The organism is Streptomyces sp. RerS4 (assembly GCF_023515955.1).
Lineage (GTDB): Bacteria > Actinomycetota > Actinomycetes > Streptomycetales > Streptomycetaceae > Streptomyces.
Genome location: NZ_CP097322.1, coordinates 3,397,548 through 3,409,336 on the forward strand (window position 1 = coordinate 3,397,548; position 11,789 = coordinate 3,409,336).

General features: G+C 69.6%; 12 protein-coding genes and 1 tRNA gene. 9 read left to right on the top strand and 4 right to left on the bottom strand.

Annotated elements, in window-relative coordinates; all coding sequences use genetic code 11:
- Nucleotides 1–78: 78 nt before the first annotated feature.
- Together M4D82_RS15530 and sp36 are read right to left on the bottom strand one after the other, a co-directional pair.
- Nucleotides 79–549 carry a RidA family protein gene (locus M4D82_RS15530; RefSeq protein ID WP_249766616.1) on the bottom strand — a complete coding sequence of 157 codons (471 nt, stop codon included), beginning with the start codon at nt 547–549 and terminating at the stop codon, nt 79–81.
- On the bottom strand, nt 546–707 hold the full coding sequence (gene sp36 / locus M4D82_RS15535) for a Sp36 family protein (RefSeq protein ID WP_007264966.1): 162 nt from the start codon (nt 705–707) through the stop codon (nt 546–548). The genes M4D82_RS15530 and sp36 overlap by 4 nt, the downstream gene beginning before the upstream one ends.
- 117 nt (nt 708–824) lie before the next feature.
- Between sp36 and bagA the strand changes: the two genes are divergently transcribed.
- Nucleotides 825–1,814 (top strand): ATPase BagA, encoded by a 990-nt coding sequence (gene bagA / locus M4D82_RS15540; RefSeq protein WP_249766617.1) that lies wholly within the window; start codon nt 825–827, stop codon nt 1,812–1,814.
- Nucleotides 1,807–3,141 (top strand): ATPase BagB, encoded by a 1,335-nt coding sequence (bagB, locus tag M4D82_RS15545; protein WP_249766618.1) that lies wholly within the window; start codon nt 1,807–1,809, stop codon nt 3,139–3,141. The genes bagA and bagB overlap by 8 nt, the downstream gene beginning before the upstream one ends.
- A 38-nt stretch (nt 3,142–3,179) precedes the next feature.
- Here bagB and M4D82_RS15550 read toward each other — a convergent pair whose 3' ends face one another.
- Nucleotides 3,180–3,530: a WhiB family transcriptional regulator gene (locus M4D82_RS15550; RefSeq protein ID WP_249766619.1), complete on the bottom strand. Its 351-nt coding sequence runs from the start codon at nt 3,528–3,530 to the stop codon at nt 3,180–3,182.
- 610 nt (nt 3,531–4,140) lie between these two features.
- Between M4D82_RS15550 and M4D82_RS15555 the strand changes: the two genes are divergently transcribed.
- Nucleotides 4,141–6,516 (top strand): transglycosylase domain-containing protein, encoded by a 2,376-nt coding sequence (locus M4D82_RS15555; protein WP_249766620.1) that lies wholly within the window; start codon nt 4,141–4,143, stop codon nt 6,514–6,516.
- 74 nt (nt 6,517–6,590) lie between these two features.
- Here the strand turns inward: M4D82_RS15555 and M4D82_RS15560 are convergent, their stop codons facing one another.
- Nucleotides 6,591–7,052: a GatB/YqeY domain-containing protein gene (locus tag M4D82_RS15560; RefSeq protein ID WP_249766621.1), complete on the bottom strand. Its 462-nt coding sequence runs from the start codon at nt 7,050–7,052 to the stop codon at nt 6,591–6,593.
- A gap of 68 nt (nt 7,053–7,120) precedes the next feature.
- Here M4D82_RS15560 and M4D82_RS15565 point away from each other — a divergent pair, with 68 nt between their 5' ends.
- From M4D82_RS15565 to M4D82_RS15590, 6 genes are all read left to right on the top strand, one after another.
- A complete protein-coding gene (locus M4D82_RS15565) occupies nt 7,121–8,059 on the top strand; it encodes a metallophosphoesterase (protein WP_249766622.1) in 939 nt (312 codons plus the stop codon).
- A gap of 129 nt (nt 8,060–8,188) precedes the next feature.
- A tRNA-Pro gene (locus M4D82_RS15570) sits at nt 8,189–8,262 on the top strand.
- Nucleotides 8,263–8,489: 227 nt separating this feature from the next.
- The gene (locus tag M4D82_RS15575) at nt 8,490–9,788 is read left to right on the top strand and encodes an HNH endonuclease (protein WP_249766623.1); all 1,299 of its coding nucleotides are present in this window, start codon (nt 8,490–8,492) and stop codon (nt 9,786–9,788) included.
- A gap of 213 nt (nt 9,789–10,001) precedes the next feature.
- Nucleotides 10,002–10,409, top strand: coding sequence for a helix-turn-helix domain-containing protein (locus M4D82_RS15580; protein WP_249766624.1), 408 nt, complete (start codon nt 10,002–10,004; stop codon nt 10,407–10,409).
- 57 nt (nt 10,410–10,466) lie between these two features.
- Entirely contained in the window at nt 10,467–10,652 is a 186-nt protein-coding gene (locus M4D82_RS15585) for an LxmA leader domain family RiPP (protein WP_249766625.1), read from the top strand.
- Nucleotides 10,653–10,820: 168 nt separating this feature from the next.
- The gene (locus M4D82_RS15590; protein ID WP_249766626.1) at nt 10,821–11,786 is read left to right on the top strand and encodes an LLM class flavin-dependent oxidoreductase; all 966 of its coding nucleotides are present in this window, start codon (nt 10,821–10,823) and stop codon (nt 11,784–11,786) included.
- Nucleotides 11,787–11,789: the final 3 nt, after the last annotated feature.

The following is an 11,789-nucleotide window of genomic DNA, read 5'->3' on the forward strand; positions in this document are numbered from 1 at the left end:
GCGGGCCGCCGGACGGAGTCCGGCGCAGCGGCGCGAAGCCGATGGGGCCCGCCAGGGCCGAGACGTGCGAGCGGCGCGTCAGGAAGGCAGGAGTTCGACCTGGATCTCGATCTCGACGGGGGCGTCCAGCGGCAGGACGGCCACGCCGACGGCGCTGCGGGCGTGCACGCCCTTGTCGCCGAGGACCGCGCCCAGCAGCTCGCTCGCGCCGTTCAGCACGCCCGGCTGGGCGGTGAAGTCGGGGGCCGAGGCGACGAAGCCGACGACCTTCACGACGCGGGCGATCCTGTCGAGGTCACCGACCACCGACTTGACGGCGGCCAGCGCGTTCAGCGCGCAGGTGGCGGCCAGCTCCTTGGCCTGCTCCGCCGAGACCTCCGCGCCGACCTTGCCGGTCAGCGGGAGCTTGCCCTGCACCATCGGGAGCTGCCCGGCGGTGAACACGTAGGCGCCCGACCGCACGGCCGGCTGGTACGTGGCCAGCGGCGGGACGACCTCGGGGAGGGTCAGGCCCAGTTCGGCGAGCTTCGCCTCGACGACGCCGGTCATGCCTTCTCCCGCTTGAGGTAGGCCACGAGCTGCTCGGGGTTGTTCGGGCCGGGCACGACCTGGACGAGCTCCCAGCCGTCCTCGCCCCAGGTGTCCAGGATCTGCTTGGTGGCGTGGACGAGCAGCGGGACGGTCGCGTATTCGAACTTCTTGGTCATGGGGGCGAGCGTAGTACCTGGACGACTCTCCTCGGACAACGCCGGCACGGCCGCGCCCACCCCTACACGGCACCCGGCCCCACCCCCGCCCGCACGGAGGAATTAGGCTCGGGCGCTGTGAGCAGGCTCCAGGTGGTCAGCGGCAAGGGCGGCACCGGCAAGACCACGGTCGCCGCGGCACTCGCGTTGGCCCTCGCGCGCGAGGGCAGGCGGACTCTTCTCGTGGAGGTCGAGGGCAGGCAGGGCATCGCACAGCTTTTCGGCACGGAAGCGCTCCCCTACGAGGAGCGCAAGATCGCCGTCGCGCCGGGCGCGGGCGGGGGTGAGGTGTACGCGCTCGCCATCGACGCCGAACGGGCGCTGCTGGACTACCTCCAGATGTTCTACAAGCTCGGCTCGGCCGGTCGCGCGCTCAAGAAGCTCGGCGCGATCGACTTCGCGACGACCATCGCCCCCGGTCTGCGGGACGTGTTGCTGACGGGCAAGGCGTGCGAGGCCGTGCGCCGCAAGGACAAGGCCGGCCGGTACGTCTACGACCACGTGATCATGGACGCGCCGCCGACCGGGCGGATCACCCGCTTCCTGAACGTCAACGACGAGGTGGCGGGGCTCGCCCGGTTCGGGCCGATCCACAACCAGGCGCAGGCCGTCATGAAGGTGCTCAAGTCCCCGGACACCGCGGTGCATCTGGTGACGCTGCTGGAGGAGATGCCCGTCCAGGAGACGGCGGACGGGATCGCGGAGCTGGAGGAGGCGGGGCTGCCCTTCGGCCGGGTCGTGGTCAACATGGTGCGCCCGCACCACCTGGACGAGGACACCCTGCGCTCCGCCGCCGACGAGCACCGCGCGGGGATCGCCCGCGCCCTGTCCCGGGCCGGACTCGGCGGGGCGCGGCGGGGCGGGCCGGCCGAACGGCTGGTGGAGCCGCTGTTGACGCAGGCGGCCGAACACGCCGGTCGCGTCGAGCTGGAGCGGGAGCAGCGCGCGGTGCTGGCGGGGCTGCGCGTGCCGACGTACGAACTCCCCTTGCTCGGCTCGGGGATGGAACTGGCCGGGCTGTACGAGTTGGCCACGGAGCTCCGCAAGCAGGCGGACGCCGATGAGTGAGGGTGTGGACATCGTGGGCCTGGACACGCCGCCGCGGCTGGCGGTCGACGCGCTGCTGGACGACCCGAAGACCCGGATCATCGTGTGCTGCGGCGCGGGCGGGGTCGGCAAGACCACGACGGCCGCGGCACTCGGCGTACGGGCGGCCGAGCGGGGGCGCCGGGTGGTGGTGCTGACCATCGACCCGGCCCGCAGGCTGGCCCAGTCGATGGGGATCGACTCGCTGGACAACATCCCGCGCCGGGTGGCGGGCGTGACCGGCGACGGTGAACTGCACGCCATGATGCTGGACATGAAGCGGACGTTCGACGAGATCGTCGAGTCCCACGCGGAGGGCGAGCGGGCGCAGGCGATCCTGGACAACCCCTTCTACCAGTCCCTGTCGGCCGGGTTCGCGGGCACGCAGGAGTACATGGCCATGGAGAAGCTCGGGCAGCTGCGGGCCAAGGACGACTGGGACCTGATCGTCGTGGACACCCCGCCGAGCCGGTCCGCGCTGGACTTCCTGGACGCGCCGAAGCGGCTGGGGTCGTTCCTGGACGGGAAGTTCATCCGGGTGCTGATGGCGCCGGCGAAGGTCGGCGGCCGGGCGGGGATGAAGTTCCTGAATGTCGGCATGTCGATGATGACGGGCACGCTGAGCAAGCTGATGGGGGCCTCGCTGCTGAAGGACGTGCAGACGTTCGTGGCGGCGATGGACACGATGTTCGGCGGTTTCCGCACCCGTGCGGACGCCACTTTCCGGCTGCTCCAGGCGCCGGGTACGGCCTTCCTCGTGGTCGCTGCTCCCGAGCCGGACGCCGTGCGCGAGGCGGCGTACTTCGTCGAGCGGCTGGCCGCCGAGCGGATGCCCCTGGCCGGCCTGGTGTTGAACCGGGTGCACGGGAGTGACGCCGGTCAACTGTCGGCGGAGCGGGCGTTGGCCGCCGCCGAGAATCTTGAAGAGGGCGGCATTGTCGATCAGGAGTCCGGGAAAGCTGGACTGCGTGACACCGCGGACCCCACCGCCGCCGACGCCGACTCCCCCGGGGCGAACACGGACGGGGACGCGGACGGGGACCAGGACGGGGACGCGGACGAGGGCACAGGGACTCGCACGGACGAAGACGCGGCGACCATCGACGAGATCACCGCGGGACTGCTGCGCCTGCATGCCGAACGGATGCAGGTGATCGCGCGCGAACAGCGCACCCGCGATCGTTTCACCTCGCTCCACCCCGAGGTGGCGGTGGCCGAAGTGGCCGCCCTGCCCGGCGATGTGCACGACCTCGCCGGGCTGCGGGCCATCGGAGAGCGACTCGCGGCCGAGGTACCGGCCGGAGCGTAGGCGGCGTTCCTACGTCGCGTGCCGTGGCGGTTCGGGGGTTACCCGGCCGCCGCGTACGTCTCGTACGGAACGTCCATCTCCGCGTCGACATCCACGGTGAGGATGCCCGTACTGCGTTCGTACTCCGTGCGGGCGGTTTCGAGCAGCCGTCGCCACGAGGTGACGGTGGGACGCCGGCGCAGCAAAGCGCGACGTTCCCGCTCGGTCATTCCGCCCCATACTCCGAACTCGACACGATTGTCGAGCGCGTCGGCCAGGCACTCGGTCCGCACCGGACATCCGGTGCACACCGCCTTGGCCCTGTTCTGTGCCGCTCCTTGAACGAACAGTTCATCCGGATCGGTAGTGCGGCAGGCTGCCTGCGCACTCCAGTCGGTTACCCAGCCCATCCCGGCGCCGTCCTCTCCCGAATCGAGGCTCCCCCACGGCGGCATGCGGCATATTCACCGCTGCCAGTTGAGGACGTTACGGAAGGCGGGGACGGCGCAACACCCCCGACGGGCCCAATCTTGAATGGTCCGAACGGACTATGGGTAAGCGGCAGATCACCCGACGGAGTGATGCGACGACATGCGCGACCATTCCGGCGATCCGGGTGAAATCGGAAAGGCGCCGGCGGGCGACCGTCAGAGTGAAGGGCGGTATTCGGACAGGTGTCCACCCGATTCGGGAAGGGTGAAAATCAAGCCGAGGGGTTGATGCGGGACCGCGCTGCTGTGACAGTTGGGGACAGCTTAGGCCAAGGCATTCGCGTGTGTCCGGCGAACGAGAACGTAGGCACCTCACGACGCCAACACGTCAAGAATGCTCTCGGGTTGGCGCGGGAGCGATCGAACAGGGTTGAGCCGTACGAGGGCGCTCAGAACACGACCGCGCACCCGGTCCACGTTGAGGCCTCGACGGCCCGGCCGCCCTTGGATGTCACGGTCTGGTACTCGAACGCTCCGAGAAGCCCCTGCTCCCACGGAACGCCACCGACAACGGATTAGGCTGCCCTCCATGGGAAAGAAGCGCTCGGGCGGCGGGCTCACGGGGCCACAGCAGGCCGCCAAGTTCCTCGGGGTGTCCGTTCTCTCCGGAGTCGTACTCGCCGGCATCGCGATCCCGGGCGCAGGCGCGCTGGGACTCGCGGCCAAGGGGACCGTCGAGGGTTTCGACGAGATCCCGGCCAACCTCAAGACTCCTCCGTTGAGCCAGCGCACCACGATCCTGGACGCGGAGGGTGGCCTGATCGCCACCGTCTACTCACGGGACCGCCAGGTGGTCCCGCTGACGGCGATCTCGCCGTACATGCAGAAGGCCATCGTCGCGATCGAGGACTCCCGGTTCTACGAGCACGGCGCGGTCGACCTCAAGGGCATCCTGCGCGCGGTGAACCGCAACGCGCAGGAGGGCGGCGCGGCCCAGGGCGCGTCCACCCTCACGCAGCAGTACGTGAAGAACGTCTTCGTCGAGGAAGCCGGCGATGACGAGACCAAGGTGCGCGAGGCCCAGGAGAAGAGCCTCGGGCGCAAGATCCGCGAGCTGAAGTACTCGATCCAGGTCGAGGAGGAGCTCGGGAAGAAGAAGATCCTCGAAAACTACCTGAACATCACCTACTTCGGTCAGCAGTCGTACGGGATCGAGTCCGCGGCCCAGCGCTACTTCAGCAAGCCGGCCAAGGACCTGACGCTGGAGGAGTCGGCGCTGCTGGCCGGCGTCGTGCAGTCGCCGAGCCGCTTCGACCCGGTGAACGACGCGACCGAGGCGACGAAGCGCCGCAACATCGTGCTGCAGCGCATGGCCGACATCAAGGAGATCTCGCAGGCCGAGGCGGACGCGGCGAAGGCGAAGCCGATCCAGCTGAAGGTGACGCGCCCGAAGAACGGCTGCATCACCGCGGTCAAGGGCGCGGGCTTCTTCTGCGACTACGTCCGCGCGACCTTCCTCTCCGACCCGGTCTTCGGCAAGACCCGCGAGGAGCGGGCGAAGATCTGGAACCAGGGCGGTCTGACGGTCCGTACGACCCTGGACCCGCAGTCGCAGGACGCCGCCAACGCCTCGATCAAGGACCACGTGAACGAGGACGACTCGATCGCGACGGCGGTGACCATGGTCCAGCCGGGCACGGGACGGGTCCTGGCGATGGGGCAGTCGAAGCCGTACGGCTTCGGGAAGAACGAGACGCAGATCAACTACTCCGTGGACAAGCGGATGGGCGGCTCCAACTTCGGCTTCCAGGTGGGCTCCACGTTCAAGCCGTTCATCGCGGCGGCGGCCATCGAGCAGGGCATGTCGCCGACCAAGGTGTATTCGGCGCCGAACAAGATGGAGTACCCGAGCCCGGTCCCGCGGTGCGACGGTTCGAAGTGGCAGAACCAGCCGTCGGGCGGCAAGCTCCAGACGGCCGAGAACGAGACCGAGGACGAGATCGGTCCGTACGCGCTGAAGACGGCGATGGAGAAGTCCATCAACACGTACTTCGTGCAGATGATCTCGGAGATCGGCCTCTGCCCGGTCACGGAGATGACGCAGAAGCTCGGCGTCGTCCCGGCCAGCGGTGTGAAGCTGCCGGAGGAGCCGTCGATCGCGCTCGGCTCCGCCGAGCTCTCCCCGCTGACGATGGCCAACGCCTACGCCACCTTCGCCAACCGGGGCGTGTACTGCACCCCGATCGCCCTGGAGTCGATCACCGACGCCCACGGCAAGGCGCTCGCGGTGCCGAAGACGAAGTGCGACCGCGCGATGTCCCAGGACACGGCCGACACCATCAACACCCTGCTGCGCGGGGTGGTCGACTCCGGTACCGGTGAGCGGGCCGGCCTGTCCGACCGCGACAACGCGGGCAAGACCGGTACCACCGACAGCCGCTACAACGCCTGGTTCGTCGGCTACACGCCGAACCTGTCCGGCGCGGTGTGGGTCGGCTCCGGCGGCGCGAAGAAGATCACGATGGAGAACATCACCATCGGCGGGCAGTACTACCCGAAGGTCTTCGGTGGTGGCCTGCCCGGCCCGATCTGGAAGGACGCCGTCTCGGGCGCGCTGTCCGGCCGCGAGGCCCCGTCCTTCACCTCGGTCAGCATTCCGGAGCCCTCGGTTCCGAGTGGTGGCGGCAACGGCGGCAACGGCAACAACGGCGGGAACAACGGCGGCGGCCGGATCAACCCCAACCCGACCCCGCACAAACCCGGAAAGCCCACCAAGCCGGGCGGCGACAGCAAGCCCGGCGACAGCCGGCCGGGCGGCACGACGACCGGAACGACGACCGGAACGACGACCGGAGCCACGGGCGGGGCCACCACCGGCGCGACGGGCGGCGCGACGGGCGGGACCCCGACCGACCCGTTCCCCGGCCTGCCGGGTGGCGCGGTCGCCGGCCGCGGCGACGAGTAGCGCGGCGGTCCGACACACAGGGGAGGCCCCGGCCGGAAGTTCCGGCCGGGGCCTCCCCTTTTGCTCTTCTTCGCCTAGGAGAGCTGCTTCTTGACGGCGGCTGCGACGCGGCCGCCCTCGGCCAGGCCCGCCACCTTCGGGTTCACGATCTTCATGACGGCGCCCATGGCGCGCGGCCCCTCGGCACCCGCCGCCTTGGCCTCCTCGACCGCCTGCGCGACGATCGCGGTGAGCTCGTCGTCGCTGAGCTGCTTGGGGAGGTAGGCGTCGAGGAACTCGCCCTCCGCGGTCTCCCGCGCGGCCTGCTCGGGGCGGCCACCCTGGGCGAAGGCCTCGGCGGCCTCCCGGCGCTTCTTCGCCTCCTTGGCGATCACCTTGAGGACTTCCTCGTCGGACAGGACGCGTGCCTCCTTGCCCGCGACCTCCTCCTTGGTGATGGCGGCGAGGGTCAGTCGCAGCGTGGAGGAGCCGAGTTCGTCGCGCGCCTTGATGGCGGTGGTGAGGTCGTCCTGGAGCTTGGCCTTGAGCGTGGTCATGCCCATGAGTGTGCCAGGTACGCGGCGGTCGGCGCCTTCCGGTTTTCCGTGTCTGCGACGATGGGGGCATGCGCGCGCGTTACGGAGTACCCCTGAAGGTGACCGCCTCGATCGCGGCCGTGGGGGCCGCCGGAGTGGCCTATGCCGCCGGCTTCGAGGCACGGTCGTTCCGGCTGCGCCGGATCACGGTGCCCGTCCTCCCGGCGGGGGCGCGACCGCTGCGGGTGCTCCAGGTGTCGGACATCCACATGGTCGGCGGGCAGCGCAAGAAGCGGGCCTGGCTCCAGTCGCTGGCGGGCCTGCGTCCCGACTTCGTCGTGAACACCGGCGACAACCTCTCCGACACGGACGGCGTTCCGGAACTCCTGGACGCGCTGGGTCCGCTGATGGAGTTCCCCGGCGTGTACGTCTTCGGGTCCAACGACTACTACGGGCCCCGACTGCGCAATCCCGGGCGCTACCTGATCGAGAAGGCGCAGGGCCGGCACGGGCTCAACGGCAACAAGCCCGTCGTCGGCGCGGTGCACAACCCGTGGGAGGGCATGCGCGACGCCTTCGACGCCGCCGGCTGGCTGGACCTCACCAACACGCGGGCCCGAATGAAGCTGAACGGCATGGAGCTGGCGTTCACCGGCCTGGACGACCCGCACATCAAGCGGGACCGCTACGAGCGGGTCGCGGGCGGCCCGGAGGCGGACGCGGACTTCTCGATGGCCGTCGTACACGCGCCGTACCTGCGCGTACTGGAGGCCTTCACCGCCGACCGGTACCCGCTGATCCTCGCCGGGCACACGCACGGCGGGCAGCTGTGCGTCCCCTTCTACGGGGCGCTGGTCACCAACTGCGACCTGGACACGAAGCGGGTGAAGGGGCTGTCGACGTACGAGGCCCAGGGGCACCGCTCCTACCTGCACGTCTCGGCCGGCTGCGGCACCAACCGCTTCACCCCGGTCCGCTTCGCCTGCCCGCCGGAGGCCACGCTCCTCACGTTGACCCCGAAGGCGTGACACCGGGCGCCGCCGGCGCCCCCTAATGCGGGCCCCCGGCGGGCGACGATCGACAACCGATTTCGTCTCCGGGCGAGGGTCCGCTAAAGTAATCGATGTCGCCAGGCAGCAAGGCTGCGGGGCGGCGATCGGGGTGTAGCGCAGCTTGGCAGCGCGCTTCGTTCGGGACGAAGAGGTCGTGGGTTCAAATCCCGCCACCCCGACTTCGAAATACCAGGTCAGGGGCCTGATCCACTCAGTGGATCAGGCCCCTGAGTGGTTTCCGGAGATCGTTTGGGAGAAATCTGGGAGAAGATCTCGGTCGGGTTTTCCCAGCGCCTGTCTGACGGGCAGGTGCGAGGCGCATCGCGTGCAGCGGCGGACATCTGCACCTTCGCGAACTCCAGCCACCGATTCGACCCCCGACCGAGGACAGCTCGTGGATCACGCCTTGACCACCACCACCGACGACGCCGACGCCACCTCGGAGCGAGCGGGACGCCCCTGCGCGATCTGCGACACGGTGATGGAGTCCTGGCGCCCGCGCAGCCAGAAGTACTGCTCTGATCCCTGTCGCGAGGCCGCTGCCAAGAAGCAGCGGACGGAGCGCCCGAAGGACGCCCCGAAGATACGTCGCCCCAAGCCGACGCTCACACCGGGGACCCCGCCCGTGCCCGACCCGGCCAGGACCCGCCAGGTGCCCGGCGATCCGTACTGGGGCCCCATCCTCGCTGCCGCCGACCGTGCGACCGGCGGTGAGCCGTGCCGGGTCTGCGCCGAGCCCATCGCCTCGAAGACCCCGTGGTCGTACCGGGACCGACACGTGTGTTCCCACCGGTGCAACGAGACACTCAAGCGCCGCACAGCGACCAGGATCCGACGTGGCGAGATCGATCTCTACTCCATCCCGGACGTGGGCACCCGTGCCGCCGCGGATGAGGAACAGCGCGCCCACTACGGCCAGGAGCGTCAGCCGCGCGTCTTCGGCACCCGAGACGCCGACGCCGACTTTCCCTACGAGTTTTACGGGCTGGGCCCGATCCCGGGAGACGTCGTCGAGCGGCACGGCTCGGCCACGACGTACGCCACCGCTGCCTCCCTGGGCGCAGACCGGCTTGTGGACCTGGTGCGGTCCAATTCCGAAGACGACGCGGAGCCGATCCTCGCGATCCACGAGCAGACCGGAGCGCTCCTCGCCTACACGGGCCGCACCCTGTGGTGGACCAGCGTGCCGGGCCAGGAAGATCCCCTCGTGCAGCAGCAGTCGTTCGAGGGCGATGAAGGGCGACGTTGGGTATGGCAGAACGAGATCATCCGCGACGTGGACGAGGACGGTAAGACCTACGACTGGGAAGCCTGGGTCTGCGTTGCCGAGCCCACTCCGACTCTCTGGACGCCCGCGTACTGCGCCCGCTCCGAAAAGCAGCGGCGCTCCACCCGAGCTCGCAACAGCTACCAAGCCCGCATGCGCGGTTACGGCGTCCTCGACGCTACCGCCGCCCACGTGGATCCAGTCGACGTCTACGAGCGCGACCAGTGGGTCTGCCGGCTGTGCCACGAGTCGATCGACCCAGCCGTCGAATGGCCCGACCCGTGGTCGGCGACCCTCGACCACATCAAGCCGGTCTCGCTGGCCGGCGAGCACTCGGCCGAGAACCTCCAGGCCGCCCACTGGGTCTGCAACATCCGCAAGGGAGACGCCTGGGGGCCCGGGGACGCCCAGCCCTCCGCCGGAGAGGGCCGGGCCTGAGCGGCTGAGCCGGGTCCTGTGGCTCGCTCACCGACGACGGGGCGGGGGTCGGAGCACGGCCGGCAGCCCATTTCCGCTGGTCACAAAGGAACATGACGGTATATCGGTTCCCCCATACCATGTGAGGTGTCTCATGTACTGGGACTTTGCTCTTCCATAACCGGCTGCTTACGATCTCATGCAAAACAGTCGACCTGGGGGAGAGTGACTGCTTTGCATACCAAGGCGACCCGTCAGGCGTCCATCGCCATCCGCGTGCCTGACCAGCGCGCGGAGCCGGCGGACATGGACGCGCACATTGCGGGCACCTGCGACTGCGCGCCGCTGCGCGGCGCCGTCAACGATCCACGGGGGATCGGAACACTGACCGGGCGTGAGCGGCAGGTGCTGACCCTGCTCGGCCACGGGATGTCCAACCGGCTCATCGCCCGGCGGCTCGGCATCGTCGAGCGGACCGCGAAGGCACATGTGGCCAGCATCGTGGAGAAGCTCGGCGTCAGTTCACGGCTCGAAGCCGCGCTGATGGCCCATCTGCACCACACGCTCATCTGCGCGGAGACCATTGTCCCAAGGAACACCACACCAAGGGCCAATGTCCGTACACCAGCGCACGGTTGTTGACTGGAAGGCGTCCGCCGGAACAAGAGGCGGGCCGTTTCCATAGATCCGGAGAGCACAATGCAGAAGATCGAGAACGTCGACATCATGGAGCTCGTCGGTGGCTTCGAGGCCTACGCCGACGCCGCCGAGCTGAACTTCGAGGCGTCGGCCGACGCCCCGGCGATCACGCCGACCCTCACCACCATCGCCTACACCAAGGTGAGCGTCGCCGCCACCGCCGCTTCCTACAAGTGGTCCTGCTGATCCAGCAGTAGGGGCGGGTCGGCAACGGCTGGTCCGAGCGGTCCTGGGCGCGAGCAAGGCGCCCAGGACCGCCACAGCCCGTGCTCCGGGTCCGACCGGGCCGGGCACCCCCATTCTTCCCGCCCTTCCCTTCTTTTTTGCCCTTCCGCGACTCCCGGAGGTGCGGCGATGAGCCGCAGCGTCTCTGTTCTCCTGCCCATCGTTCCGACCCGCGCGGAGCATGCGGCGCCGTTCGCCGCGTTCGTGCAGTGGCGAGGAGCACGGGCACTGTGGCAAGGGCAGCAACTCCTCAACGAACAACACCAGGTCTTCGCGCAGTTGAGCGGAATGGGCCTGCGCGTCCCGTTCGGGATCTGTGTCTCGCTGATGCCGTCGCGTCATCCCGTCCAGGCGGCCATCGAGGCCCGTACGCTCGCCGCGGCTTCCGGTCACCCGGTCACCGCCGGATTCGGTCCCGGAGCACGCGCCTTCCAGGAAGGGGTACTCGGCGAGCCGTACAAGAGCCCGCTGACAGCCTGCCGCGAATATCTGGACATCGTCCGCGGAGTGCTCGACGGTGACGACGTCGACCAGCGCGGCACCTACTTCTCCTACACCGGTTCCATCCCACGCTCGCCCGCGCCGCCCGTCGAGGTGGGACTCGGGGTGCTGCGCCCCGGCATGGCCCGGATCGCCGGGCAGACCGCCGACGTGGCGATCACCTGGCTCACCCCGCCGACGTACGTGCGTGACGTCATCGTCCCCGCGCTACGCGAAGGCGCCGAGGCCGCCGGCCGGCCCGTGCCGCGCGTCGTGTCCGTCGTCCCCATGGCCGCCGCGGCCGACGGCAGGGACACCCTGGCCGCCCTCGGAGCCGGCAGCTGCGACCACTTCGCCGCGCCGCACTATCAGGACATGCTGACCCGCGCCGGCGTGCGGGTCGACGGGGAGGACCCGACGGCCACCACCAAGAGCCTGCTCGCCGCGGGGGGAGCCCTCATCGGCGACCCCGCGGAACTGGCCGCGGGCATCGCCGCGTACCACGCGGCGGGTACCGACGAGGTGGTCCTCAACAACGTCGGCGTCGCCACGCTGGAGGGACCGCGGGCCGTACTGCGGGACCTGGAGGCGCTGTTCAACGGGAACGGCTGGTAGCCA

Coding starts and splice junctions, on each gene's coding strand:
- M4D82_RS15585 (WP_249766625.1), top strand. CDS start 10,467: ATGCAGAAGATCGAGAACGTCGACATCATGGAGCTCGTCGGTGGCTTC.
- bagB (WP_249766618.1), top strand. CDS start 1,807: ATGAGTGAGGGTGTGGACATCGTGGGCCTGGACACGCCGCCGCGGCTG.
- M4D82_RS15560 (WP_249766621.1), bottom strand. CDS start 7,052: ATGACCACGCTCAAGGCCAAGCTCCAGGACGACCTCACCACCGCCATC.
- sp36 (WP_007264966.1), bottom strand. CDS start 707: ATGACCAAGAAGTTCGAATACGCGACCGTCCCGCTGCTCGTCCACGCC.
- M4D82_RS15555 (WP_249766620.1), top strand. CDS start 4,141: ATGGGAAAGAAGCGCTCGGGCGGCGGGCTCACGGGGCCACAGCAGGCC.
- M4D82_RS15530 (WP_249766616.1), bottom strand. CDS start 549: ATGACCGGCGTCGTCGAGGCGAAGCTCGCCGAACTGGGCCTGACCCTC.
- M4D82_RS15565 (WP_249766622.1), top strand. CDS start 7,121: ATGCGCGCGCGTTACGGAGTACCCCTGAAGGTGACCGCCTCGATCGCG.
- M4D82_RS15550 (WP_249766619.1), bottom strand. CDS start 3,530: ATGGGCTGGGTAACCGACTGGAGTGCGCAGGCAGCCTGCCGCACTACC.
- M4D82_RS15590 (WP_249766626.1), top strand. CDS start 10,821: ATGAGCCGCAGCGTCTCTGTTCTCCTGCCCATCGTTCCGACCCGCGCG.